The following is a 24,548-nucleotide window of genomic DNA, read 5'->3' as shown; positions in this document are numbered from 1 at the left end:
AGATACCGTGACCAGCTACGCTGCCCGCCGCATCGCACAGGCCGTCGTGGTGCTGTGGGCGGCGTTCACACTCACCTTCGTCGTGCTGTATCTGCTGCCCAGTGACCCGGTCTCGATCCAGCTCGGCGCGGCCGGCATCGAGACCGATTCGCTGACACCGCAACAGCTCACCGCCGCCAAGGCGGAGTACGGACTCGACCGCCCGATACTCGATCAGTACATCTCCGCACTGACCGGCGCATTGCACGGCAACTTCGGCACCTCGATCGCCAAACATATGCCGGTCACCCAGCTGATCGGCGACCGGCTCGGCGGGACACTGCTGCTGAGTATCCTCGCCGGAACTCTTGCGGTGGTGGTCGGCACCGTCGTCGCCTACCTCGCCGCGTTCGTCCGATTCCGGCCGCTGCGCACGGTGCTCGACCGGATACCCGCGCTCGGTGTCGCGATCCCCTCGTTCCTGGTGGCGCTGTTACTTATTCAGGTCTTCGCCTTCGACCTGGGCTGGGTGCCGTCGTCGGGTAGCGCCGGATGGCGATCGCAGGTGCTGCCGGTCGTCACCATGGCGCTACCGTCGTCGGCCCAGCTGGCCCAGGTACTCACCCACAGTTTCGACGAGACATTGGGTGAGCAGTACATCGTCACCGCCAGGGCCAAGGGGCTGTCGCGGTCCGCGGTGCAACTGCGGCACGCGTTTCGCAATGCGCTGCTCCCGGCGCTGACCATCCTCGGACTTCTGGTGGGCACGACGGTAACCAGCGCGATCGTCGTCGAAACGGTGTTCAGCCGCAACGGGATCGGCCGGCTCGCACAGGAAGCCGTACTGGCCAAGGACATTCCGGTGGTGCTGGGCATCGTCGTCATCGCCGCGACCGGATTCGTCCTGGTCAATCTGGTCGTCGACCTGCTGTACCCACTCCTGGATCCTCGCATCACACATGCCACGAAAGCGGAGGTGAGCTGACATGGTCCAGGTCCTGGCCGAGGCTCCGGAGGACATCGTCACCGCAGCGGAGCCCGCGATACCGCGACGCCGCGCACTGCTGCACCGGAATGCGGTGCGGCTGGCCCGCCGGCCCGGATTCGTCGCAGCGCTGGCGATCGTCGCGGGTGTGATCGCCTCGGCCTTCGTGCCGTCGGTGTTCACCTCCCACGACCCGTACGCCACCGCACCGGCCCAGCGACTGCGACCACCCAGTGCGACTCACCTTTTCGGTACCGACGATGTCGGGCGGGACCTGTGGGCGCGCACGCTCTACGGTTCGGGCCTGACGGTGCAGGCAGCCCTCATCGCCGTCGGCATCGCCCTGATCGCCGGGCTGGCCCTCGGACTGGTATCCGGCTTCTTCGGCGGGGCCACCGATTCGGTCGTCATGCGCGGAGTCGATGTCCTGCTCGCGATTCCGGGGCTGCTGTCCGCCTTGGCGATCGTGACCGCGCTGGGATTCGGAACCATCCCGGTGGCCATCGCCGTCGGGGTCGGAATCCTGCCCGGCTTCGCGCGAACCACGCGGTCGGAGGTATTGCGCGTCAAGACACTCCCGTACGTCGAGGCCGCCCGCGCCGGCGGCGCCTCGTGGCCGAGAGTGTTGCTGCGCCATGTACTGCCCAACTCGTGGGGGCCGGTGCTGGCGTTGTCGGTGCTGGACTTCGGGACCGCGATCATCGCCGTCGCGGCACTGAGCTTCCTAGGCTTCGGCGCGGCGCCACCGCAAGCCGAATGGGGGTCGCTGGTCGCCGGTGGCCGCAACTTTCTGGTGACCGCGCCGTGGGTGTCGCTGTTGCCCGGCGCGGTGATCGTGTTCACCGTGCTGTCGCTCAATCACATCGCCAAGACGCTGCAGGAGTGGAAGCGATGACGAACGCCGCCGCAATCGCGGAAACCGTGGCCACGCAGGACTCGGCGATCGTCGAGATCGAGGGGCTCGAAGTGGGCTACCGGCGCGAGGGCATCGTCGAACCGGCTGTGCGCGATGTCGGACTGCGCGTTCGCCGCGGCGAAATCGTCGCGCTGGTCGGCGAATCCGGGTCCGGCAAGACCACCACCGCACTCGCCGTCATCGGCCTGCTGCCCGATCGGGCACAGATCACCGGCGGCTCGGTTCGCGTCGCCGGAACCGAGCTCGTGGGAGCCGGTGAGAAGGCCCTGCGAGCGCTGCGCGGCGCGACGGTGGGGTTGATTCCGCAGGACCCGATGGTCGGGCTGAATCCGACCCAGCGGATCGGCAAGCAGGTGGCCGAGGCGGTGAAGCTGCGCGGCCTTCGCGGCCCCGAACTGCATGCGGAGGTGCTCGACACCTTGCGCCGAGCGGGGCTTGACGAACCCGAACGCCATCTGCACCGGTACCCGCACGAATTGTCGGGCGGCCAGCGCCAGCGCGTGCTGATCGCCATCGCTCTGGCGGGTAAGCCCGACCTCATCATCGCCGACGAGCCCACCAGTGCGCTCGACGTGACCGTCCAGGCGCGCATCCTCGACCATCTCGAGTCGTTGGTGCGTGGCAGTGGTACCGCACTGCTGATCATCACCCACGACCTCGCCGTGGCCGCCGACCGTGCCGACCGGGTGGTGGTGATGCGGCGCGGGCGGATCGTCGAGGAGGGCACGCCCGCGGCGATCCTGATCGACCCCGAGCACCCCTACACGCGCGGCCTCATCGCCGCCGCGCCGGCTCTCGCCCACGGCGGAGTGGTCGAACCCCGGTTCACGCTGCGGCCCGACGAGGTGGAGGTGGCCGAACCGATCCTCGAACTCGTCGCGGTGTCCAAGGAATTCCGTTCCGCGCGTGGCACTCCCGGGCGGCCCACCACTCTCGCCCTCGACGACGTCTCGATTCGCGTGGCAGCCGGGCGCACCCATGCGCTGGTCGGCGAATCGGGGTCCGGGAAGACCACGACCCTGCGCATCGCCATGGCGCTGACCAAACCCACGACCGGCACCGTCCGTTTCGACGGCACGGATCTCACCGGGCTCAGCTGGCGGCGGCTGCGACCGTTGCGGCGCCGCTTCCAGCTGGTGCACCAGAATCCGTTCGCGTCCTTGGATCCCCGATTCACCGTCGGCGACAGCATCGTCGAGCCACTGGTGTCCTTCGGCATCGGCGACCGGCGTAGCCGCCGGGCACGAGCCCTGGAACTGCTCGACCAGGTAGCGCTACCACGCACCTTCCTCGATCGACGCCCCGCCGAACTGTCCGGCGGGCAACGTCAGCGGGTCGCGATCGGCCGCGCGCTGGCGCTGGAGCCGGAGGTGGTGCTGCTCGACGAACCCGTTTCGGCCCTGGACGTTTCGGTGCAGCAGCAGATTCTCACGCTGCTCGCGGACCTGCAGCAACGGCTGGGCCTGACCTATGTGTTCGTCTCTCACGACCTCGCCGTGGTCGGGCAGCTGGCGCACACCGTTTCGGTATTCGAACGCGGAAGGGTGATCGAATCCGGCCCGGCCGCAGAGGTGTTCCGCAACCCTGCGCACGAGTACACCCAGCGACTGCTCGCGGCGATACCCGGCCGGCGAGCCACGGCCCCGTCCTGAGCGCGTATTGCTCTGCCCCGCAACCACATTCAATCCAAAACATTGGAAAGGCATAACCGTGACCGCATCCACGACACCGGACATCGACCTGTGGTCGGCCGACTGGCACGCATGGCGGGCCGAACGTATCGCCCTCGCCACCGCCGCGCACGGACTGGCCGCGGCGATCGGAACCCACTGGCTCGGCGACGAGCCGATCCATATCGACGGCCTACCCGGTGCCTGGGTTGCGGTCGACGGCCGCGCCGTCGGCGCGGACGCGGACGGGTTCCGGGTGGAACTCGAGCCCGGCCGTGGGCATGTACTCGGCGCCCTTCTGCTGCAGCCGTTGATTCGGGCCGGCGAACTCGCGCTGCGGGTGTTCGACCCGCAGGCCGCGACCCGGACCGGACTGGCGGGTATCGACGCATTCGCCCCCGACCGCGCATGGGTGATCGAGGGCGTCGCCGAAAAGATCTCGGCCACACTGCGACTCGACCACATCGACGGATTCGTCAGTGAGAACGCGGCATCGCGCATCCATCTCACCGTCGGCGGCCGTGACATCGCCTTCGAGGGCGTGCGCACACCCGAGGGAGACACGCAGATCACCTTCGCCGACGCCACCAACGGCACCGAAACCCAGCGGTTCCGCTTCCTGACTGTGCCACCGCCGGACCACAGCGGCCGGGTCACCGTCGATTTCAACCGCGCCTATCTGCCCCCCTGCACCTTCTCCGACCACTACCTGTGCCCCCTCCCACCGGCCCCGAACCGGCTCGACATCCCGATCCGGGCGGGCGAAACCCGCCTGCGCTACAGCGATTCGGCACCGCGGTGACTCGCTATGTGATCGTCGGTGCCGGAGCGGTCGGGACGACGCTGGCCGTGGAACTGGCCGACAGCGGACAGGACGTCCTACTGATTGCCCGCGGCGACGCGCTACGGTACTTCCGGCAGCACCCCGTGAAGTATCACACCCCGACGGGCATCCGGAACGTGCGCCTGCCCGTCGCGGCGACAACCGACGACTTGGCGTTGCACACCGGCGATATCCTTGTACTCACCGCCAAAACCCAGGATGTGGGTGCCGCCGCCGAGGACATGGCCTGGCGCGACGTTCGAAATCCCGACGGCGCCGTGACAGGCCTGTCCGCCGACCACATCCCGGTGGTGACCGTGCAGAACGGGTTGGCCGCCGAAGGCATGGTGGCTCGCTGGTTCGCCTCCGTGATCGGCGCCGTCCTGCTGGTTTCCGCCCGCTACGAGCGCCTCGGGGAAATTCACGTCGGCGCGAGCCCGACTGTCGGCGCGATGATCGCCGGACTCGCCACCGGTGACTCCGCCCGCGGCGGAAGTGCCGTGGCAACCCTGGTCGACGACCTCGGGAAAGCGAACTTCCATGCCGAGGCCGTACCGGATATCCGCGCCCACAAAGCCGCGAAAATCCTGCACAGTGTGAAGAACGGTCTCGAGGTTCTCAGCGGCGACCCATCCGCCAAGGCCGCGGTCGGTGCCGCATTGGTCACCGAAGCCCGGCTGGTTCTCGCCGCAGCCGGAATCACGTTTCACGAGCCGGTCGCGCTCGCCTCCGTCTTCAGTCGACAACGCGCCACCCGAAACACCGCACCCCCCGGGCGCCAATCCACCTGGCAGAGCTTCGCACGCGGCGCGGCCGGCAACGAAATCGATTACCTCAACGGCGAAATCGCACTGCTCGCCCGCCTGCACGGCGTCGCCGCGCCGCTCAACACCACGCTGCAACAACTGCTGGGCCGAGCCACCCGCGACGGCGGCGGACTGGACCTCCCCGGACTGAAGACCTTGACGAATCTTCTGCCGGTGAGCGACAGCGCCCCCCGCGCAGGCGAACTGCTCCGCCCCTGACAAACACTGCTGTCAACAACTCGTGAAGGCTGGATCTGCGGAGTGGCTGATCGAGCAACTGAACTTCGAGCCGCTGGGCGAACAACTGAGGCGTGGATTCCCCACCCGATCAGGCATCCGAAACCGGCTGCTGCGACTGCGGGGACGAAAGGACGTCGTTGATCGACAGTCCCTGGCGATGCGCACGTTCCCCGAACGGCCGGCCCTGCTGCCGGGGATGAGGCCCCTGGAACGCTGTATCTTCGAGGTCCGGCAGGCAGCTGACCAGCGGCTGTGGACGCAGCTGGTCTCCCAGCTCAGTGGCCCGGGAGGCCTGTTGGGCCGCCTGCTGACATCTCCGGACAGCGCTGCCGGAGACGATCAGTTCTTGACAGCCGCCACGCAGCGCTCGACCGGCGAGACCGGTCCGATGCGACCCACCGGTTCGAGGTAGCGCTCGCGGTATTCGTCCCGGCCGACCTGCTCGTGTTCGTGCCAGCCGAAGCAGGAGAGCAATTCCGCAACCTCGGCAGGGCGCAGGCCGAACCGCCAGACACCCGTGTCGACGAAGCGGCGACGTAGGCCGGGCGCGTCGTAGAGTTCGGTGCCGTCCAGAAACTCCTGACGGACATAGGTGAAGGCGAGCCGGGTGCCGGATGCCGCACTGTCGAAGGCATGCAGGGTGTCGTGCACGGCATCGGCCGTCAGGTACTGGGTGACGCCCTCCCAGACGATGATCGCCGGGTGGGCCGGATCGTAGCCGTGGTCCGTCAGAACGGTGGCCAGGTCGTCGTGCTCGAAGTCGATGGGCGCCAGGACGACCCGACTGTCGCCGAGCCGGCGACGCTTACGCGCGACGGTACGGGGCAGGTCCACTTCCACCGCGGTGACCTCGGATGCGGCGGTGAAACGTGCGGCGCGGGTGTCGAATCCGGCACCCAGCACCACGATCTGGGCGATGCCATCGGCGATCGCCTGCGCGACGGCATCGTCGAGATACCGCTTGCGGCAGGCGATGCTGTTCCAGATCCCGGGCGCGTCGCGGTCCATCAGCACAGCCAACCGGGTGCGGACCACGCGAAGCCCGAGCAGGGCGCGCAGCGGCGCGGGCAGCATCGTGGCGGCCAGTCCGTCGGTGAGAAGGCGCTGCTGCGGCGACTCACGCTGTTCGCAGGCCGCGATCACCATCGGCATGAACGACGTGTCCGCCTTATCGGTGGCCATAGGCAGGTATCCTTCACTGCGCCGGAGAAGAATTTCAAAGCAGAGTATCTGAATTGCCGCACGGCGCGGGTTGGGCCGGCACACCGCCGACGGGAGACCGATCTCGGTGCTGCTGAACACCCCCGGAATGGACGACACGACCGGATGGAGCACCGCCCGAGCGGAAGACCTCGCCAGCCACTGCTGCATCGTGGTCGCGATCAGCACACCCACGAAGCGTTCGCGGTGCAGTTCCCGAGGACACACCGAATGCAGTCGGGTGCCATAGGATTCGCCACAACACATCCTTCCTGGCCTGCTGCCGACAAGGCAGTTCGTCGTCAGCGGCGGTGTGCGCCTGACGGATTCGCTGGATGCGCGGACGGATCTCGAATTCGAGAGTTCGCGCCCGTTGGCCGGTGGCGGCGTAGAGATCGTCTATCGGGTGGTGCCGACCTCATAGCTATCGGGCGGTCGCCCCCTCTGCCTGCTGCCGGTCGAGGGCGCGTTGCAGGGTCAGGGTGTCCTCCAGGACCAGATCGTCCACCAGCTTGCCCCAGCGCAGGGTGAGCCACTGCATCGCGGTGTTGCGGTAACCGCTGCCGTCGGCCAGGGTTCCACTCACCCGCAGCTGGACCGCGACCTTCGTTCTCCAGGGCGGGCCGCTGGAGACCACATCCACCAATTCCAGGCGCAGTCCCGGCAGCAGTTGATCGAAGCGCGCGAACCAATCGCGAAACGCCTCCGGTCCGCGCAGATCGGCACCGAGCGGGGTATCGCCGAGGAAGCGGAATCGCAGGTCCGGCGCCGCCATCGCCACGGCGGCGTCGTGATCACCCGAGCCGGTCCGGCGCCACGTTCTCCGGACCAGGAACCGTACGATGGTGTGATACATAAAACGACTGTAAGCAGCTAGCTTGCTTAAAGCAAGGGACTGGAAGATGGGGCGAACGAACTTTAACGAGATCGCGTGCTCGATCGCGCGTTCGGCGTCGATCGTCGGAGACTCGTGGACCCTGCTGATCCTTCGCGATGCGGCGCTGGGCCTGCGGCGGTTCGAGGAGTTGCAGCGCGACCTCGGTATCGCCACCAACGTGCTGAGCCAGCGATTGCAGCGGCTGTTGGACCAGGGCGTACTGCGCCGTCACCGATACGACCAGCGGCCCGACCGATACGAATACCACCTGACCGACAAGGGTCAGGAGTTGATTCCGGTGCTGTTCGCCCTCATGGCGTGGGGTGACAAATGGGAATCCGGGGCCGAGGGGCCACCGCTGGTTCTGCACCATCGCCCGTGCGGTCATCGAGTCGAGGCGAAGGTGACATGCGATGGCTGCGGCGGCGAGCTGACGCCGGAATCGGTTGTCTATCAGCCGGGTCCGGGCGGCCGCACCGGCGAAGGTACCGCGCTGATCGCGACCGTGCTGAATTCCGTGGGCGACCGCACAACACCGTGAGCGAGATCGGGTCGCCGGCGGTTCGTCTGGCACACAAGGGTCCCAGCTGGCGCCCCGCTACGAACCGGGGTCAACGGCCCGTGCTTGCTTCGCCGCCTAGAGTGAGCGCCGCGGTCCGGAGCTTGTTCGCACCAGCCGGCCGCGCACCGGATACCGGCCGTTGTCCAGCGGTGCCGGCGCCAGAGCCGAACGTCACCACAAACGTCAATTCCCGCCCGCGCTGGTCCTTGTCACCTTGGCAAGGTCGTCCCCACGAGCCAACCAACCGGATTTCGGCGCGACAAGATCACGACGCGACGGTCCGAAGCTCACCGGCGATGTCCCGGCCACCCGCACGTATAGGTGCGCGTGGCCGACGGCAGTCGGCTCGGGCTCGTCGAGATGGTCCCGTGGACCGGAAGTGGGCGCGGCCGCCCGCCGGTCACCCAGTGGTGCCGAGTCAATTCTCCGAAAGCGTGTCCGGGGACTCTCGACAGGCGTCCGTCCGTGTTGCCGGACGCACGTTCACAGCGTGGTCAGCCAGTGGGTCAGGCGACGGGCCGTGATTGTGAGGATGGTGGGGTCGCGGAGCGTGTTGGACAGCAGGGCGCTGCCTTGATAGGCGGCCATGAGCTCGAGGGCTAGGTCGTGGGCGTCGGCCCGGCCGAGGGCGCGGAACTGGGTTTCGGCCCAGGCGATGGGGAGATGTATCAGGTCGGCGACGGGGAACGCCTCGTGCGCCGGCCGTTTGTCGAGTTCAGAGCAGAGAGTGCCGACGGGGCAACCGTATTGGGCGACGGTCTCGCTGTCGGCGGTGAACAGATCCACGAGGGCTTTCAGGCGGCTTCTCGGCGAATCGAAGCGAGCGTCGATATCGGCCAGGTCTCGCCTGATCTGCTGGAGGTGGGCGCCGATGGCGGCGGTGACCACCTCGTCCTTGGTTTTGAAGTAGTAGTAGACATTGCCGGGCGGCACTTCGGCCGCTTGCGCGATGTCGGCGAGCGTGGTCCTCTGCACTCCCTGTCGGTGCAGGAGTTGAACGGCAGCGGCTACGAGCCGCTGCCGTTTGCCTGGCCGCGGTGCGACGGCCGTGGTCTGGGTTGAGTCGGTCATCTCACTTAGCAGGATACGACGCTTCCGCGTCGACCATGACCAGCGGTGCTCGCATTCGCGTATTGCCGGTGCGCAGGGCGATCAGGGCCGCGACCCCCATCAGGATGGCCCCGACAAGCAGCGCACGCTGGTAGCCGGAATCGGCGGCCACGGCGGCGGAAGCGCCCGCGGCGATCAGATTGTCGGTGCGGGTGATGGCGACGGCGGACAGGATCGCGAGGCCGGCCGCGCTGCCGACCTGCTGGGACGAGTTCCGCCGATCCGGGCCGGATTCGCCTACCTTCCGATCACCGCCGGGTTCGCCGTCGCCGGAGGCGTTGCGTCGCAACTGATCACGCGCGTCGGCACCCGCTCGGTGATGGTCGTGGGCTGCCTGCTCGCCGGGGCAGGCATCTATTACGTGTCCAAGGTGCCGATGCACGGTTCCTACCTCGAAGATCTCCTGCCGGGATTCCTCGTGATGTCGTTGGGGGCGGGGCCGGTGTTCGTCGCAGTCACCGCCGCGGCCAACGCGGGCGTCCCGCCGGAGACGGCCGGGCTGGCGGCGGCATGGCGAGTAGTGCAGGATCTCCTGCATGTAGAGGGTGGCATAGAAAAGCAGCGAGAAGAACCCGGCGAACGCGATCAATTGGGTCAGATCCGCTGCGACCAGCCCTTTCACCCGCAGAACCGGCGCGGGCACCAGCGGATCACGGGTGCGTGCTTCGTTGAGGGCGAACGCGGCGAGCAAAGCGGCCGATCCGCCCAAGCACAGGACGGTGGAAAGCGAGCCCCAGCCCACGATCGGCGCGCGCACCAGTCCGTACACCAGCAGCAGCATGCCGCCGGTCAGCAGCACCGCGCCGTGCGAATCGAAGGCGGCCCGCCCGGTCCGGCTGGGCCGGTCGTCCGCCAGAAGCATTACGGCACAAGCGATTACCGCGACACAGATGGGCGGATTCACGAAGAAGACCCACCGCCAGCCCGGTCCCTGGGCGATGATTCCCCCGAGGAACACACCCGCCGCCGCGGCCACGCCGCTGATGCCGCCCCACACCCCGAGCGCCGTGTCCCGATCCTTGCCCTCGCGGAAACTCGTCGTGAGTTCGGACAGCGCCGCGGGAGCCATGAACGCCGCCCCGATGCCCTGCACAAGCCGCGCCGCGATCAGCAGCCCGGCATCGTCGGTCAGTCCGGCCGTCAATGACGATGAAGCGAACACAACCAGACCCGCGAACAGCATGCGGCGGCGGCCGAGCAGATCGCCCAGACGGCCGCCGGCCAGCAGAAATCCCCCATAAGTCAAGATGTAGCCACTGGCCACCCACTGCAGATTCTGTTGTGTGAAATGCAAACTGTGCTGGATGGACGGCAGGGCGACGTTCACGATCGCCGAGTCCACGATGTCCAGAAACTGGACAGCGCACAGCAGTACCAATACAGCCACTCCCAGCCTGGACCTCAGCACCAATCGCCGCCGCCCGGGCTCTTGCCTCAAAGCCTCCTGCATTTCCGCACCCTCTCGACTGAGTGAGTTAACTCACTCAGTCTTGACGGGCGTACTCACAATGTCAAGTAAGTTCACTCACTAAGTAGCCTGTGAGATCTCAGGCGGTTGGCCCGGAACTCCCTGCTCGGATCCCGACCGTGCCGCTGTTCGCGCCGGTAGCGTGGCGCGGGTCTGCGCCGAAGCCAACCTGTCCACCCGCCAGTTCTACGAAGAATTCGCATCCCGCGACGAACTGCTGTTCGCTCAGGGATACACACGCGATCTCATCCACCGCAACATCGAGGCCTACGTCGACAGCTTCGCCGAGGATCCGCGGTGGGCCACCCTGCTGTTCGTCACCGTCATCGGAGTCAGCCCGCAACTGGAAGCACACCGCAGACAGATCCGGGAGAACTGGATCGGGGTGCAATGCGCCATCGCCGAGGAACTCGTCCGCCAAGGCCGTATCCCGCACCGGGACTTCCGCCCGATCTTCGTGGCATTCGTGGGCGCGATCGACGGACTGGTCTACGACTGGTGCCACACCGACCCGCGGCCGGCCAAGGAAACGATCACAGACACCCTCACCCACATGCTCTTCCACGCCCTCAACGCACCGTGAGCAACCGCCGCCCGCGGCACTGAAATCACTTGCGCGGCTGCCGAATGCACCTCCAGCGATGCCGTGTCCTCTCGCTCCTTCCATATCCCGTTGTCTTCGCGGCGCACACGCGCCGTCGATCAGCGCTGCCCTGGGCAGCGTTCAATTCTTGGAGTCACCGATGCCTCATCGCACGACCCGCACACTCGCTCTGCTCGCCCTCGCAGGCCAAGTGAGTTCGGCGTCCGGCGGGAAGATCGTTGGGCCGACTCATGATCCAGGAGGTCAGCCGCCGTGGGGAGGGAGTGATGCGGTCGCTTTCGGCGCGGCCCTGGTTGAGGTATTTGTGCAGCAGGTTCAGGCTTGCCGGTGTAGCCGAGCGCTGTGATCTCGTGGAACAGGTGCAGGACCGGAACACCGGGCTGCTCGATGCGGCGGCGGCGCAGATGGTCGCGATAGGGGTCGACCAGGCAGGCCGTAGTACGGTGGGCGGCGCAATTGATCTGGTTCGGGTGCGCGGGCATAGCGTTTCACCATGTTCAACGCCAGGCCGAGGCGGCGGGCGCAGTCCAGCAATCCGACGCCCTGATTCAGCAGGTCGTGCACCGCATGCCAGCGTTCCAGGGTGGTGGTCTCGCGGGTGAGGGTCTGTCGTTTCGGGCCGGCCGCGGCCCAGCATCGGCCATGGGCAGCGACGACCTCGACGCCAGGATGGCCGCGAAGCCATTTTTCGAGGGTTTCAGATTTGCGGTCGGCCAGAACGTCAATTCGTTCATGAGTCACAGCATCGATAACCGCTGTGCAGTAACGGTTTCGGCGTCGCAGGGCGAAGTCGTCCACGCTGATCACCCGGGGAACCGGGCGGCGTGGCAACGGGATCGCCAGCAGCACCCGCACCGCGGTGTGCCGGGAGAGTCGAACCGGCAACGCAGCCAACACGCGGACCGCAGCCCGACCGGCCAGTTCCTTCACGATCGCCCGCACCTGACCAGTCAGCCGGGTCGTTCACCGTTGGTAGCGTTCGAGCAGCCCGGGAATCTGCTCACGAAAGGTCCTGCAGCACTGCGGCGTCGGGCAGACCAGCCGCCGCACCCGCACCCGCACGACCACCAAGCGGCCGTCGACCGGCGGATCCGCCACGGTCCGGTGATGGTAGCTGTGGACCTTCGACGACTCGGCCCCGCACCGCGAGCACACCGCCGGGACCGGCGCCGCCTTGGCCCGCACCACGACCCGTGGGCCCTCATCGACAACATCGTCCACGATCAGCATCGACAAACCCGAGAACACCATCCCCACAGCAACATTCGCCACAGACACCAAGGCATCGTGCCGTCACCGTGTATCAACTACCACCGAAAGTGAGCCAGAGCCGGATCACCGGTGAATCTGACCCGGTAGGGTTGGTTTCCGGTCGGGGTGATCCGGCCTTCGAATGCGATGGCCAACGCGTTGAGCTCGCCGATCACCCCAAGGTCCTGGACGCCGCCGTGATCGGCGTCGATGACCCCGACTTCGGAAAACGGCTGCGCGCCTTCATCGTTCCCGCCGTTGACAGCGCCCGCCCCATCCCCCACTTCGGCCCCGCGTCGGCAGTATCGCCGCCGACACGTCGAAATCCCGGCTGCGCAGCAATGCATTTCGCAGGAACTGCCACGTCGGCACCCGGCGGGGTGGAGAAGGTCGGTCCGAGGCCGACGGACGGGATGGGGCTGGTCATCGGCCGGACTATGGCAACTCGACCTTGCTTGCCAGCCAGCGCCCGTCGACACGATCCATGGTCATCAGAAGGCGGTTGCGGTCGAGACGGGGCTGGGGGTTCGTCACGTTGGTGATCTCGGCGTCGACGAACAGCATGATCACCGCATGGTTCTCGGACTCGGACTGTACGCTCGCGGCGACCACACGGCCTTTGCTTACCGCTTTCGCCTGCAACAGAACAGGTTTCAGCTGTTCGGCAGACTGGCGGTACATGGCCTCGAACTCGCCGGTGGCGCCGTTCAGGACGGTCGCGGTGTCGGCGTCGAGGTGGGCGAAGTCGATATTGGTCAGCGCGACCGCGTAGTCCTGCGCCGCGGCCGATGCCGCGCGGCCGGCATCCTCGCGATTATGTAGCGTGCGGAACTTCGATCCGAAGACGACGCACCCTGCGGTCGCAGCTACCAGCAGCACGATCAGCACCGCGGTCCCCGGTCGCGGCAGCCACCTGCGCCACTTCGGCACCGCGTTGCCCTCGGCGGGCTCCGCTTCCCGCGGCGCGCCCGGTCCTGTCGCCTCGGTCGTCGAGGCATCGGGCTCGACCGACACCACTGCATCGTCCTCGTCGGCCTTCGACACCTCAGTCGTGTCCATCGTCCCGTCCCATCGTCGTATGCTCAACCGTTGTCGCCCAGGCTGTTTCAGCCGGCTGTTCGCCTCGTACCGGGGATCAGAGGGTGGTTCTCGGAAACAGGATGGTGTAAAGCTCGGTGAAGCCGGCGTTCACCAGCATCAACAGAATGATGGTGGCCACGACCGCGGCATTGACCGAATTGGCGACGCCGCCCGGACCGCCCTTGGTGGTCAGCCCCTTGTGGCAGGAGACGACGGTGACGATGACGCCGAAGACCACGGCCTTCACCATCGCCAACCACAGGTCACCGACTCGTGCGAACGAGGAGAAGGTGGCCAGATAGCTTCCCGGCGTGCCGTTCTGGATGTAGACATTGAACAGATATCCGGCGAGGAACCCGACGAAGGCGCTCAGTCCCGTCAGCCCGATGGCCACCACGACACAGGCCGCCAGCCGTGGCACGACGAGCGCCCGGAGCGCGGATACTCCCATGACCTCCATGGCATCGATCTCTTCACGGATTTTCCGGGCGCCGAGATCCGAGCAGATCGCCGACCCCACGGCGGCTGCCAGCAAGATCGCGGTGACCAACGGTGCGGCCTGCCGTATCACGGCCAGGCCTCCCGCGGCACCGGCCAGTGACGTCGCCCCGACCTGACCGGCCAGCAGCCCGAACTGGATCGACATCGTCGCACTGATGGGCAGCGCCACCGCGACGGTCGGGACGTAGGCGGTCTTGGCCATGAACACTGCCTGCTGGACGAATTCCCGAAACGGGAAGCGCCCCCTCACCATGTCGGCAGTCAGATACTGAATCGCTCGGACACTCAGGACGAACTGCCCCCCAACAGTTTCCAGCGACGCGCCAGGATGGCGGCGTAAGTACCCGGCGCCCCACTCCCGGATCTCACCGACAGCGGACCGACCGGCGGCCCGATCCGTCGGAACAGACGGCGCGGCCATCACAGGCCCGCTTTCGCGGCAACGGAATCCTCGACATCGACCATCGCTTCCTCCCGAGTATTTCCGGACACGAACGACCCGGCGACGGTGACTCACTGGCTCGTTCGCGGCATGCCCCTCAGTTCGAGAATATAACTCTTCAACAATGAGAATCATAATTTCAGAGAATTTGCGACGGCAATGTCCGCCTCACACACAAGACGCACCACGGTGGTGGCGATATTTCCGGACAAACGGATACCGTCCCTCAATAGAGGTAGATACCGAGCAGGACCGCCCACACGATGACAAGCCAGGTATCGGTGACTATCCCGAGCCAGCGCGGAGCGCGCCGGACCTCCATGAAGGAGTGGGTGATTACGCGACATTTGATCATCCCGAGGACGACGATCGCAGCGACGAGCGCTTTGCCGCCCGTGCCCTCGTGAGCTTCCGCGTGGCCCGGCGCGAGACGCCAGGTGAGCACGGTGATCGCCGTGAGAGCCGCCCAGGAGTAGATGATGAACCGCTTGTCACGACGGTGGCGCGCCGCGTCACTGGTATCGGTGGGTGCTACCACGAGGTCACCTCATGAGGTAGACGATGGCGAAGATGACGATCCAGAGCAGGTCGATCATGTGCCAGAACACGGCACCCTGCTCGACCAGGCCGACCCGAGGGCGGCGGGAATTGCGTAGTTCGCGGCCCACGACGCCGAGGATCAGCATGCCCAGCAGCAGATGGGCCAGGTGAATTCCGGTGAGCGCGTAGTAGAAACTGAAGAACTCGGTACCGACGGTATGCCCTCGGGAGATCTCCAGGTACCACTCGCACGCTTTCAGCATCGCGAACACCACGCCACACCCGCCGGCCGCCGCCAGCAGCCGGCGCGCGGACGCGACGACGCCTTGCCTGGCGGAGATCACGGCGAGGGCGACGAACATGGAACTGGTGAGCAGAACGATGGTGTTGACGACACCGATGCTCAGATTCAGATGCTGCTGCGCGGCGGCGAAATCGCCGGCCGACCTGGTACGGAAGACCATGTAGACGACGAAGTAGCAGCCGAAGAAGAACAGGTCACCCAGCACCATCACCCACATGTCCGCATCGCCGGGCAGCCGGGGTGAGCGCGAGACATCATCCGGCGCAACCGGTTTGCCCACGGAAGCCGGTTCATCCGAGACTGTCATCAGGCCACCCCCTTGCCGGTGTAGAGCGGCCGGGCGTTACTACCCTCGGCACGGGTGGCGTTGTGCAGAATCGGCAACAGACATCCCACCCACAATGCGAACACAATGATCGCCACGTAGAAGGTGATCATTCCGTTCCAGGCGAAAGCACCCGAATGAAACACCCACATCTGGGTCGCTAAAACCTCGGTGACGACCTGCCATACCGAAATATAGGCAAACCACTTCGGAAATACTCGGTTGCGGTCGTAGAGAATGGCAATGGCCAGCACGGTATAAGCGGCGGTGAAGCAGCCCAGCGAGCCGTTGTAGGACAACATCCCCAAGTCGTAGAGCGTGTGCTGGATCGCCGGATCGCGGCCCGGCCGGAACGTTGCCGTCAGCCAGCACACCAGCAGCAGCTGGAAACCGGGGACCGCACCGACTCCCATCCCGGCGATGTAGGCATATGCCAGCATCGGGCCCGATGACATCCGCTTCATGAAGTAGCCGATGATGCCGTTGGACACCGCGGCTCCGCCCGCGAGCACCAACAGCGCGCAGAAACCGATCTGGATCCCCAGCTGGTGCTTGTCGAACCACTCCTGCACCTGCAGATCTGTCACATCCGGCCGAGGCGGCGGAGTTGCCCGCCCGAAGAAGACGACGCCGATCGAGAGCACCGCATAGAAGACGGCGAACGTCCAGAAGGTGATCCACACGTCGAGTCCGCTTCTCCGCGCGCGAATCCCGGCGTCGACATCCACCGGGCGGCCCGAGGTCGTGGTCACGGCACACCCGCTTCGTCCCGAGCCTGGCGTCCCAGAGCGGCGCGCACCAGGAAGAACATCACCACGACGAACACGGCGAAGGCGCTGTTGCGCAACCAGAACGAGATGAACCCGTCCCATGCCAGCGGGCCGTCGCGGAACACCGCCGCACCCGCCGACGGCGCCATCGCCACCGCGGTGACCAGCGAATAGGGTGCGACCCATTTCGGGAACACCGGCCGTTCCCCGTCGTCGAAATGGACTGCCAGAGCCAGTAATACGAACTGCGCCAGGAGCATTCCGATCGGCGCGATGAACAGAATCCAGGCCAGATCGTTGAGTGTCTGCACCAGTTCCGGTCCCCGGTCGGGGCGGAAGGCCGCGACACCGAAGACGATGTTCGACAACGCGAACAAGGTGACTCCGGCGACGATCGCTCCCAGATACGAGAACGCGAAGATGTGGCTCTGGCCGCCCATGCGTGTCATCCGGCCCATGATCAATACGAAGAACGGCACGATCAGCACACCGAACAGGTTGAACCCGACCTGACTGAAGCGAATCAACGCGGTGTTGTCCGCGTAGAACTGCGCCACTTGCGCCGCGGTCATATTCGGCGACATCGGCGGAACGAATCCGGGAAATGCGGCGAAGAGCACCAGCAGAACCAGTGCGATCACCGGCGTGGACCACAGAATGGCCTGCTGCGCACGAAGATTCGTGCTCAGCACGGGATCCTCGTTCGCGATCGAATCTTGCAACGGTTCTCTCCCCTCAGGGGGTGCGCCCGATCGTCGAATAGACGGCCGCCGCGCCTCGACTACATCGCAAGCATCGCAGTCAATCTGACGGTAGTCAATGTTTGAAGTGGAGTAGAGTCACTGATATGGCGCATGTTTCGTCGAGTTCCGATAGTGACGGTAGTCAGAAGCGTGCCGTTCCCGTGCGTGCACGCTCGCAGGCCAGCCGGGAGGCGATCATTCAGGCGGCGATGGCGCTGTGGCGCACCAAAGGATTCGCCGACACCACGGTCACCGACATCGCCAAGGCGGCGGGTGTGTCGAAGGCACTCTTCTACGTGTACTTCGCGCGCCGAGAGGATGTGCTGCTCGAGGCAGAGACACTGACGATGGATGACGCCCACCGCGCCGCCGAGGTCGTGGTATCCGGCCCTTACGAGCTGATCGATGTTGTCACCGCCGTCGTCGAAACCCTCGAACGAGGAGCCCGTATCTATCCGCCGGAACTGGTTTTCGAGACGGTACTCGAGGCATATCGGCTCGAGCGGCGCGCGCTCGCCGGCGGCGCCACCGAGGCCGATCTCGCCTACCTGTTCCTGGAGCCGTTCCGGCAAGCACAACGCGATGGCAAACTTCCTGCCGGACTCGACGTGGTGCGAGCAGCGCGCATCGCACAAGTATTCGTCGGCGACGGCGTACGCTGCTGGGCCGCTTCGGGATTCGGCGAACAGCCACTGACACCGATACTGGCGCCTCAGGTCACCGCCATCGTCGAGGCACTCGCAGAGAAGGATTGATCGACTGTGACGTCCAGGGATTGGTTGATCGGGCGCGATCGCGGCAGCGAGGCGTCGGAGCGTATCTACGCCGCCGCGGCCGAACTCATCGCGCGCGACGGTTTCGACAAGTTCAGTATCGACGCACTCGCCAGGAAGATCCATTGCTCGCCGGCCACCATCTATCGTCACGCGGGCGGTAAAGCGGCGATTCGCGAGGTCGTGCTCACGCTGTTCTCCGCGCGGATCGTCGAGCTGGTCAGAAGTAGCATCGATGATCTCGACGGCACGGATCGCATCGTCACCGCCATCGTCGTTTCCCTGGACCGCATCCGATCCGACCCCTTGGGCCCGATGATGATGCACGCGATGATGAACAAGCACGAGGGTGAGTGGCTCATCGAATCGACGATCGTCGAAGGTCTCGCCCAACAGATGCTCGGCCGCCCCATGCGTGAGCCCGCGGCGGCGCAATGGCTCGTCCGGGTGGTATTCGCACTGTGGCGCTGGCCGATCAAGGACCCCGACACCGAATACGACATGATTCGGCAGTTCATCGCACCAGGTTTTTCAAAGAGCATCTGAGGACCGCCGCGGCGACACACGCTGCGGGACCGGTGGTCTCATTTCGGCGGCGGTATATTGCCTCGGCTCGCCGGCCCGCCGTCGTAGGTGAGCAGGCCCCTCGGTGTGGGATCGGCGCGCTGCCGGGGATCCGCACCGGGTGGCGCGGCGGAGGTGTTGTCACCGGGCGGGCGGGGTGCGTTCGCGGCGCCACGTGGCAGGACGGCCGGATCCGGGTCGGTACACCGTGCGTTCAGATACGGTTCCGGATAGTTCGGAACGGAGCCCGGTAACCGAGGCAGATCGTAATCACAGGAATACTTCGGGTACGCGCTCACCAGTGCCCAGGCGGCGCCGTCGTGCAGGCCGGTACCGATGGCATCGAGGGTCGAGCCGGTGCGTTGCTGTGGGAAGAAGAACTCCTGGAGTGCGGGAGTGTGCACGTAGGCCATCTGCGCGGTGGTGGTGAGGTTGCCGAGCAACTGCACCATGGTGGATGAGTTGTCGGCGATGAGCGAATCCACTGCGGTGAGAGCGCCGGGGGTGTTACCGAGAAGATCCTGGTAGCCACCGGTCATCGCGGAAACTCCCGCCATCGTCGTGGACAGATTCTGGGCGGTCGACTGCAGCCCGGGCGCCGTCTCGCCCACTGCGGTGAGGACAGCCTTGCTGTTGTGCAGCAGCGAAACTGTTTGCGGCAGTATCGAATCCAGAGTCGACAGCATGAACATGCCGCCGTCGACGACTGCCGCCAGTTTGTCCGGCCCGGCCGAGCTCATGCCGAGCTCGCGCACGATCGCTTCGATCTTCGCCGGGTCGACCTGCGTCAAGGTGCCGTTGAGGCTGTCCAGCAGTTCTGCCAATGTGGTCGGCGTCGAGGTGTCGCGCTGGTCGATCACAGCGTCGTCGGACAGATAGGGACCGGCATCGGACTCGGGGCGGAAATCGAGGTACTGCTCACCGGCGGCCGACAGGGATGCCACCCGCACGTGAGTGTGAACGGGAATCCGGGTACGGGAGTCGATGGCGGCGACCGCGACGACCCCACTGCTGTCCGCGTCGACCGAGCGCACGCGCCCGATCCGCACGCCGCGCAGGGTGACGTCCTGCCCGGGAAGCAGACCGCCGGATTGCGCCAACGCGATCCGCACCCGGTAATTCGATCGCATCGGATCGACCTGGAGCGAGCCGAGCAGCAGATATCCGACGGCGAGGACCAACACCACCAGCAGGGAGACACACGATGTCAGGATTCGATGCCTGGACATCTGCCGTGCCGTGAACACCACCGCTCGCGCCGGTGGTTCCAGCGCGGCACTCATCGAGATCGTCCTCATCGCGGCGGCTCGACTTTGCTCTTCAACCGGTTGAGTGTGTAGCTCAGCGAGCCGATGAAATTGGTCCAATCCGACCCGTCGGGTGGTCGGGCACCGGAATCGGCGGGAGTGTTCGGATCGGCGACCGCACCCGCCGCCAGACGGACGACATCGACTGTCACGTGCGCCGATGAGGCGTCGGTGACCTTCAAGATGATCGGAATGATGGTGTTCAGGTTGTCGAGATCGGCACCGGGGTCGGTAGCGGCGGCATTCAACCCGGCGGCGAGCATGTTCACGGACTCGACGATGCTGCGGTCGCTGGTCCCGTTGATCGACGGGTATTTGCCGAGTTCCTGCGCGATTCGGTTCACCTGTCCGGTCAGATCGACCAACTGCTGGGTGTTGTCGCCCACGACCTGCAATGCCGGTCCGGCCGCCGACATCGCGTCGTCGATGTCGGCGCGCTGTGCGGCCGCGGCCGCACTCAGATCGCCGGCGGTCGCCAGGATCTCGCGAATACGGTCCGAGCGAGCCGCCAGATTGTTCACCAGGTCGCGGGTCTGGCGGATCATGGCGGCGAGCCGATCGCCCCGTCCGCCGACCGACTGCCCGAGGCTGTTGGCCAGACTTGTCACGTTCTCGATCGCACCGCCATTGACCAGTAGCGATGCCTTCGTCAGTACCTCTTCGATGGTCGCGGCCGCCGATGTCGCCCGCAAGGGAATACTCGCACCGTCACCGAGTGCCGGAGCGCCCGGCTCGGGGTGTGCCGGGGGTGTCAGTGCCACGAAGACATCACCCATCGGCGTGGCGGAGCGCAGTTCGGCGGTGGTACCGGCGGGTAGTAGCACCCCGGATCGGATACGCATCGCCACCACGGCCGTGTAATTTTCGGCCCGCATCGATTCGACCTGGCCGATATCGGCGCCGTTGAGCCGGACCTTCGCCTTGGTGGGCAGGTTGAGTGCATTGGCGAAGGTAGCGGTCACTCGGTAGCCCGCAACGGTCGGCGCCGGCAGTGGGAGGCGGTCCAGGCTCGCCGCACATCCAGAGGCCGACCAGGTGGCCGCCGATACCGCCAGGACGACAGCGACGGCGGCCGGCCGGTGCCGTGGTGTGCGTTGCCTCGAATCGAACATCGTTCTCCTACTTCGCCTTCGCCTGCTACTTCGGCGGTACGCCCGCGATGGCCGACAGCATCTGGCCGAGTCCGAAATCCGGACCCATGTCCCGCGGGGTTCCGGTCGCGCAGCCGAGCTCTCTCAGGCCGAGCAGATTGCAGGCCTCCTTCAGCATCTGCCCGTCGAGGAAGAACTTGTCGAGGCCTACGGTGCCACGCAGAGCACCGATGTTCTGGTCGATCGCGTTGTAGGCGTTGTCGGTCACCAGCGGGAAGACGTCGAGGAATTCGGCGAGGTTGTCGTTGTAGTCGGCCAGTGATTTCGTCGTGGTGCCCGCGTTCGACGCCAGATTGTGCAGCGCGCCTCGATTGCGCTCCAGCAGACCGGAAATCGCGACGACGATCTGATTCAGTTTCGTCCCGGTATCGCCGGATCCGAGATTCTGATCGGCCAGTATTTCGCTGAGAGTGTGCAGGCCCGAACCGAATTCGCGCAAAGCCTTGTCGTTGCGCGACGCCGCCGCGGTGAGCGTATCGAGGTTCTGAACGATCCGAGTCACCGCGGAACGGGTCGCCTGTCCGTTGTCCGGGCCCAGCCGCAATGCACGCGACAGCTCGCTCATCGCGTCCCGCAGGTCGTTTCCGTTGCCCACCGCGATCTGTGAGCCGACATCCAGCAGTCCCGCGACCGGCCCCTGCCCCTTCCCGTCCCCGCCGAGTGAGGTGGCGAGTTTGTCGCCCATCGCCAGCAGACTGTCGAATTCGACGGGGACCTTGGTGTGGTCGAGTCCGAGCACCGCGCCGTCGTGCAGTACCGGACCTTGCCGGTAGACCGGTGTGAGTTCGATGTGGCGATCGGTGAGCAGGGAGTCCGAGACGGTCACCGCCTGGGCGCCGGCCGGGATCTTGATCCATTTGTCGACCTTCATGGTGACATCCACGCGAGTGGCGTGATCGGTGAGGGCGACCACCTTGCCTACCCGCATCCCCAGCACATCGACCGAATTTCCCACGTAGAGCCCGCTCGTGCTCGGGAACTGCGCGGTCAGGGTGATTGTCGGGTCGGTGACGCCGGCGATCGGGCCGCTCGCACATCCGGCCAGTGCGGCACCGACGATCACCAGCACCGAAAGCCGCACTGCTCGACAGATTTTCGTCATTTGCAGTCCTGCAGATATGTGGGTTTGCCGACCTTCTGCGCGTATCCGCTCAGCGCGCACATGAAGGAGTCGATGAAGGCGCCGTCGGGACCGTTGCCTACCAGTTCCGGACCGGTGCCGGTGGCATTCGCGAACAGCCGCCACGGCACCGGGAGAATCTGCAGAATATTGCGAAGCAGATCGTCGTGCCCGGCGAACATTCCAATCATCTGCGACAGATTGTCGAGCAGTTGCTGGATCTCGGGCTGATCGTCCACCGCGATGGGCTTCAGTTCCTGTACCAAGCCGGTGGCGGCATTGAGCAGTCCCACGAAGGCCTGTTGCCGGGAAATGATCTGTTGCAGCACGTTTCGCCCTTGATCGATCATCCCCGCCAGCTCCCGCTGCTGGTCACGCAGCACCGTGGTGACCTGGTCGGTACTGGTGAGAAGCTGCCCGAGCTGGGCACGCCGGTTGCCGATGACCGAGGCGAGAGTGTTGATGTTGTGCAGCGTCTCCGGCACCACGACCGGAGTGCCGCGCAGTTGATCGGTCAATGCACTCATCGCCTGGGCGATCCGATCGGCGTCGATTCCGCTGAACGTAGTGGTGGCGTTCTGCAAGGCGGTCTCGAGGTCGTAGGGAACTTCGGTGTGCGCCAGCGCGATTGCGTTCCCCGCCACATGTCCCGGGCCGGCGGGGCGGAGCTCGACGTAGCGAGAACCCAGCAGCGTCGTCAGTTTGATGGCCGCTCCGGTGTCGGCGCCCAGCGGCAGCCCGCGCCGCAGCTTCATCGTCACGACCACGTGGTCCCCGGCCAGTCGGGTGCCGGTGACGGTGCCGACCTCGATACCGGCCAGGGTCACACCGTCACCGGCACCGACCCCGGCGGCCTGAGCGAAATCCGCCCGGTAGGTCTCTCGGCCGAGATGTCGCGAGTTCACGAAGACGGTGCCGCCGACGACCGCCGCGAGGACCACGACGGCGGCGAGTCCGATCCGAAGTGCGCTGTACTCCTCGAGTGGCCGGGTCGGCCGACGTGCCCAGATCCGGGCTACTGCGTGTCTCATGAACTGCCTCACCTGCAGATTCCCGAATGCTCGACCTTGCCGCTGGGTGTGCCCTGTCCGAGAATCGTCGCGATCAGCGGGTCGATCCCGGGGATCATGCCGACCCTCACGTCACAGACATAGGCGTCCAGATAGGCGCCGTTGTCGGTGATGCGCGCCAGACCCTTGAGCAGCAGCGGCAGGTTGAAGCCCAGGTATGCGAACTTGTCCTTGTTGTCGATGAAGTGCTGGGCGAATCCCGGGTCGCGGTCGACGATGTGATTCAGTGCCGGACTCGCGCCCCGCACCACGGCCGCCGCCCGGCTCAAGGTGCCGGAGATGGCGTCGATCTGGCCGAACAACTGGTCGCGCTGCTGTGCCAGACCGTCGAATATCCGGTGGGTCTGTTGCAGTATCGTGCGCAGATTCCCGCTCTGTCGCGACAGGTCACCGACCACCCCGCTGAGGTTGTCTATGACCTGCCCCAGAATCTGATCCGGCCCGGCGAAAGCCTGTGCGAGCGAGGCGGTCTCGGCGATGAGCGTGGTGATCGCGCCGTCGTCGCCCTGCAGCGCCCGGACCACCGCCGCGCTGATGTTGTCGATCTGCTGTGGATCCAGCATGCTGAACAGCGGCTCGAAACCGTTGAGCAGCTTGGAAATATCGAACGACGGTTCGGTGTGCTCGACCGGGATACGGCTGCCGGGCGGCAGCACACCGGGTTCGCCGAAGTCCCGCAACGACAATCCGAGATATCGCTGGCCGATCAGGTTCTGGTAGGTGACCGACGCCGCGGTGTTGCCGTACAGCCGCTGTCCCTGCTGGACCTCGAAGGTGACCTCGGCCCGGATGCCGTCGAGGTCGACTGCCTGCACCCGGCCCACCCGTACCCCGGCCATCCGAACATCGTCACCCGCGTGCAGGCCGGACACGTCGGTGAAGATCGCGGAGTAGGGCTCGGTCCGCCCGCTCACGCTGCGTGCCAGGGTCACATACATCGTCCAGGTCAGGCCGATGGAGACAACCAGGAAGACGATCAGAACGATCAGCGGTTTGCGGTAGCTCATCGCGGACCTCCCGCGGCGTCCGGTGCGGGCCGTACCTCGGCGTTGTTGCCGCGCAGCAGCGGGCCGAACAGAATATCGGCCGCCGCGTTCGGCAGACCGCCGAGGATCGAGGCTATTCGTTCCTGTTCCTGCCGGCTGCCCGATTCGCCGACGTTCCCGCCGATCAACGTGGGGCTGCTGGCGGGTGCTGCGTTCGGCCCGATGATGGTGGGACCTCCTGGCGGGCCGGTGGTGCAGCTCGGCCCCGCGAGGTCGCCGTAACGCGGGCAGTCCGCCCGGGTGTACTGCCGGTGCGGCGTCAGCTCGAGAATGATCTTCGCGGTCGCGGTCTGGGTCTGCGGATCCCACATCCCGGAGAAC

At 66.0% G+C, this 24,548-nt stretch carries 25 protein-coding genes and 2 pseudogenes; 10 read left to right on the top strand and 17 right to left on the bottom strand.

Annotated elements, in window-relative coordinates; all coding sequences use genetic code 11:
- Positions 1-7 precede the first annotated feature (7 nt).
- Genes ON23_RS33535 through ON23_RS33515 form a run of 5 tightly spaced genes read left to right on the top strand, consistent with a single transcriptional unit; the run spans position 8 to position 5,398 of the window.
- A complete protein-coding gene (locus ON23_RS33535) occupies positions 8-964 on the top strand; it encodes an ABC transporter permease (protein ID WP_039783532.1) in 957 nt (318 codons plus the stop codon).
- Between the two features lies 1 nt (position 965).
- Positions 966-1,859, top strand: a complete 894-nt coding sequence (locus ON23_RS33530; RefSeq protein WP_039783530.1) for an ABC transporter permease — start codon at positions 966-968, stop codon at positions 1,857-1,859.
- Positions 1,856-3,532 carry a dipeptide ABC transporter ATP-binding protein gene (locus ON23_RS33525; protein WP_039783528.1) on the top strand — a complete coding sequence of 559 codons (1,677 nt, stop codon included), beginning with the start codon at positions 1,856-1,858 and terminating at the stop codon, positions 3,530-3,532. Before ON23_RS33530 ends, ON23_RS33525 begins: the two co-directional genes overlap by 4 nt.
- 58 nt (positions 3,533-3,590) lie before the next feature.
- Positions 3,591-4,352, top strand: a complete 762-nt coding sequence (locus tag ON23_RS33520) for a DUF1684 domain-containing protein (protein ID WP_039783526.1) — start codon at positions 3,591-3,593, stop codon at positions 4,350-4,352.
- Positions 4,349-5,398, top strand: coding sequence for a ketopantoate reductase family protein (locus ON23_RS33515; protein ID WP_063821394.1), 1,050 nt, complete (start codon positions 4,349-4,351; stop codon positions 5,396-5,398). Before ON23_RS33520 ends, ON23_RS33515 begins: the two co-directional genes overlap by 4 nt.
- Positions 5,399-5,758: 360 nt before the next feature.
- Here ON23_RS33515 and ON23_RS33510 read toward each other — a convergent pair whose 3' ends face one another.
- Positions 5,759-6,808 (bottom strand): class I SAM-dependent methyltransferase, encoded by a 1,050-nt coding sequence (locus ON23_RS33510; protein WP_210743187.1) that lies wholly within the window; start codon positions 6,806-6,808, stop codon positions 5,759-5,761.
- A 235-nt stretch (positions 6,809-7,043) separates the two neighbouring features.
- Positions 7,044-7,475 carry a nuclear transport factor 2 family protein gene (locus tag ON23_RS33505; protein ID WP_051043712.1) on the bottom strand — a complete coding sequence of 144 codons (432 nt, stop codon included), beginning with the start codon at positions 7,473-7,475 and terminating at the stop codon, positions 7,044-7,046.
- 46 nt (positions 7,476-7,521) lie between these two features.
- Here ON23_RS33505 and ON23_RS33500 point away from each other — a divergent pair, with 46 nt between their 5' ends.
- Positions 7,522-8,037 carry a winged helix-turn-helix transcriptional regulator gene (locus ON23_RS33500; protein ID WP_039783523.1) on the top strand — a complete coding sequence of 172 codons (516 nt, stop codon included), beginning with the start codon at positions 7,522-7,524 and terminating at the stop codon, positions 8,035-8,037.
- Positions 8,038-8,541: 504 nt separating this feature from the next.
- Here the strand turns inward: ON23_RS33500 and ON23_RS33495 are convergent.
- Positions 8,542-9,129: a TetR/AcrR family transcriptional regulator gene (locus tag ON23_RS33495; protein WP_039783521.1), complete on the bottom strand. Its 588-nt coding sequence runs from the start codon at positions 9,127-9,129 to the stop codon at positions 8,542-8,544.
- A gap of 1 nt (position 9,130) precedes the next feature.
- Positions 9,131-10,555, bottom strand: coding sequence for an MFS transporter (locus ON23_RS33490; RefSeq protein WP_210743186.1), 1,425 nt, complete (start codon positions 10,553-10,555; stop codon positions 9,131-9,133).
- A 223-nt stretch (positions 10,556-10,778) separates the two neighbouring features.
- Here ON23_RS33490 and ON23_RS33485 point away from each other — a divergent pair, with 223 nt between their 5' ends.
- Complete coding sequence (locus ON23_RS33485; protein ID WP_039783520.1) at positions 10,779-11,219, top strand: TetR/AcrR family transcriptional regulator; 441 nt, start codon at positions 10,779-10,781, stop codon at positions 11,217-11,219.
- 217 nt (positions 11,220-11,436) lie between these two features.
- Here the strand turns inward: ON23_RS33485 and ON23_RS39540 are convergent.
- A pseudogene (locus tag ON23_RS39540) lies at positions 11,437-12,491 on the bottom strand (transposase family protein); the annotation flags it as partial.
- On the opposite strand from ON23_RS39540, the gene ON23_RS39650 reads away from it, so the two are divergent.
- Complete coding sequence (locus ON23_RS39650) at positions 12,434-13,033, top strand: AMP-binding enzyme (protein ID WP_218001143.1); 600 nt, start codon at positions 12,434-12,436, stop codon at positions 13,031-13,033. The pseudogene ON23_RS39540 and the gene ON23_RS39650 sit on opposite strands and share 58 nt — an antisense overlap.
- On the opposite strand, the gene ON23_RS33470 is transcribed toward ON23_RS39650, so the two are convergent.
- The 6 genes from ON23_RS33470 to ON23_RS33445 all read right to left on the bottom strand — a co-directional run bounded on the left by ON23_RS33470 (position 12,927) and on the right by ON23_RS33445 (position 17,175).
- Positions 12,927-13,535 carry an Rv1363c family protein gene (locus tag ON23_RS33470; protein WP_039783565.1) on the bottom strand — a complete coding sequence of 203 codons (609 nt, stop codon included), beginning with the start codon at positions 13,533-13,535 and terminating at the stop codon, positions 12,927-12,929. The two genes, ON23_RS39650 and ON23_RS33470, sit on opposite strands and share 107 nt — an antisense overlap.
- Before the next feature lie 91 nt (positions 13,536-13,626).
- Positions 13,627-14,493, bottom strand: a complete 867-nt coding sequence (locus ON23_RS33465; RefSeq protein ID WP_039783518.1) for an MlaE family ABC transporter permease — start codon at positions 14,491-14,493, stop codon at positions 13,627-13,629.
- A 247-nt stretch (positions 14,494-14,740) separates the two neighbouring features.
- The gene (locus ON23_RS33460; protein WP_051043708.1) at positions 14,741-15,052 is read right to left on the bottom strand and encodes a cytochrome C oxidase subunit IV family protein; all 312 of its coding nucleotides are present in this window, start codon (positions 15,050-15,052) and stop codon (positions 14,741-14,743) included.
- Between the two features lie 4 nt (positions 15,053-15,056).
- Positions 15,057-15,665, bottom strand: coding sequence for a cytochrome c oxidase subunit 3 (locus tag ON23_RS33455; RefSeq protein WP_039783517.1), 609 nt, complete (start codon positions 15,663-15,665; stop codon positions 15,057-15,059).
- Entirely contained in the window at positions 15,665-16,411 is a 747-nt protein-coding gene (locus ON23_RS33450) for a hypothetical protein (protein WP_039783561.1), read from the bottom strand. Before ON23_RS33450 ends, ON23_RS33455 begins: the two co-directional genes overlap by 1 nt.
- A 20-nt stretch (positions 16,412-16,431) precedes the next feature.
- Positions 16,432-17,175, bottom strand: a complete 744-nt coding sequence (locus tag ON23_RS33445; RefSeq protein WP_039783515.1) for a hypothetical protein — start codon at positions 17,173-17,175, stop codon at positions 16,432-16,434.
- Between the two features lie 182 nt (positions 17,176-17,357).
- Between ON23_RS33445 and ON23_RS33440 the strand changes: the two genes are divergently transcribed.
- Both ON23_RS33440 and ON23_RS33435 read left to right on the top strand, forming a co-directional pair.
- Entirely contained in the window at positions 17,358-17,951 is a 594-nt protein-coding gene (locus ON23_RS33440; protein ID WP_051043707.1) for a TetR/AcrR family transcriptional regulator, read from the top strand.
- A gap of 6 nt (positions 17,952-17,957) precedes the next feature.
- On the top strand, positions 17,958-18,515 hold the full coding sequence (locus ON23_RS33435; protein ID WP_039783511.1) for a TetR/AcrR family transcriptional regulator: 558 nt from the start codon (positions 17,958-17,960) through the stop codon (positions 18,513-18,515).
- 38 nt (positions 18,516-18,553) lie between these two features.
- On the opposite strand, the gene ON23_RS33430 is transcribed toward ON23_RS33435, so the two are convergent.
- The 6 genes and pseudogenes from ON23_RS33430 to ON23_RS33405 all read right to left on the bottom strand — a co-directional run.
- Positions 18,554-19,816 (bottom strand): MlaD family protein, encoded by a 1,263-nt coding sequence (locus ON23_RS33430; RefSeq protein ID WP_039783508.1) that lies wholly within the window; start codon positions 19,814-19,816, stop codon positions 18,554-18,556.
- Positions 19,817-19,827: 11 nt separating this feature from the next.
- On the bottom strand, positions 19,828-20,952 hold the full coding sequence (locus ON23_RS33425; protein ID WP_039783506.1) for an MlaD family protein: 1,125 nt from the start codon (positions 20,950-20,952) through the stop codon (positions 19,828-19,830).
- 25 nt (positions 20,953-20,977) lie between these two features.
- On the bottom strand, positions 20,978-22,093 hold the full coding sequence (locus ON23_RS33420; protein WP_039783504.1) for an MCE family protein: 1,116 nt from the start codon (positions 22,091-22,093) through the stop codon (positions 20,978-20,980).
- Positions 22,090-23,142, bottom strand: coding sequence for an MCE family protein (locus tag ON23_RS33415; RefSeq protein ID WP_039783502.1), 1,053 nt, complete (start codon positions 23,140-23,142; stop codon positions 22,090-22,092). Before ON23_RS33415 ends, ON23_RS33420 begins: the two co-directional genes overlap by 4 nt.
- A gap of 8 nt (positions 23,143-23,150) precedes the next feature.
- The gene (locus ON23_RS33410; protein ID WP_039783499.1) at positions 23,151-24,188 is read right to left on the bottom strand and encodes an MCE family protein; all 1,038 of its coding nucleotides are present in this window, start codon (positions 24,186-24,188) and stop codon (positions 23,151-23,153) included.
- Positions 24,185-24,548 (bottom strand): annotated as a pseudogene (locus ON23_RS33405) (MCE family protein); the annotation flags it as partial. The pseudogene ON23_RS33405 and the gene ON23_RS33410, both read right to left, overlap by 4 nt.

It is taken from the genome of Nocardia cerradoensis NBRC 101014, assembly GCF_000308535.1.
Taxonomy (GTDB): Bacteria; Actinomycetota; Actinomycetes; order Mycobacteriales; family Mycobacteriaceae; genus Nocardia; species Nocardia cerradoensis.
The sequence above is the reverse complement of the archived record's forward strand: the minus strand, read 5'-3'. Positions and strand labels throughout refer to the sequence as shown.

Excerpts from the sequence above, each read along its gene's own strand:
- ON23_RS33530 (WP_039783530.1), top strand. The coding sequence starts at position 966 with ATGGTCCAGGTCCTGGCCGAGGCTCCGGAGGACATCGTCACCGCAGCG.
- ON23_RS33525 (WP_039783528.1), top strand. The coding sequence starts at position 1,856 with ATGACGAACGCCGCCGCAATCGCGGAAACCGTGGCCACGCAGGACTCG.
- ON23_RS33505 (WP_051043712.1), bottom strand. The coding sequence starts at position 7,475 with ATGTATCACACCATCGTACGGTTCCTGGTCCGGAGAACGTGGCGCCGG.
- ON23_RS33500 (WP_039783523.1), top strand. The coding sequence starts at position 7,522 with ATGGGGCGAACGAACTTTAACGAGATCGCGTGCTCGATCGCGCGTTCG.
- ON23_RS33495 (WP_039783521.1), bottom strand. The coding sequence starts at position 9,129 with ATGACCGACTCAACCCAGACCACGGCCGTCGCACCGCGGCCAGGCAAA.
- ON23_RS33465 (WP_039783518.1), bottom strand. The coding sequence starts at position 14,493 with ATGGCCGCGCCGTCTGTTCCGACGGATCGGGCCGCCGGTCGGTCCGCT.
- ON23_RS33455 (WP_039783517.1), bottom strand. The coding sequence starts at position 15,665 with ATGACAGTCTCGGATGAACCGGCTTCCGTGGGCAAACCGGTTGCGCCG.
- ON23_RS33430 (WP_039783508.1), bottom strand. The coding sequence starts at position 19,816 with ATGAGTGCCGCGCTGGAACCACCGGCGCGAGCGGTGGTGTTCACGGCA.
- ON23_RS33425 (WP_039783506.1), bottom strand. The coding sequence starts at position 20,952 with ATGTTCGATTCGAGGCAACGCACACCACGGCACCGGCCGGCCGCCGTC.
- ON23_RS33420 (WP_039783504.1), bottom strand. The coding sequence starts at position 22,093 with ATGACGAAAATCTGTCGAGCAGTGCGGCTTTCGGTGCTGGTGATCGTC.
- ON23_RS33415 (WP_039783502.1), bottom strand. The coding sequence starts at position 23,142 with ATGAGACACGCAGTAGCCCGGATCTGGGCACGTCGGCCGACCCGGCCA.
- ON23_RS33410 (WP_039783499.1), bottom strand. The coding sequence starts at position 24,188 with ATGAGCTACCGCAAACCGCTGATCGTTCTGATCGTCTTCCTGGTTGTC.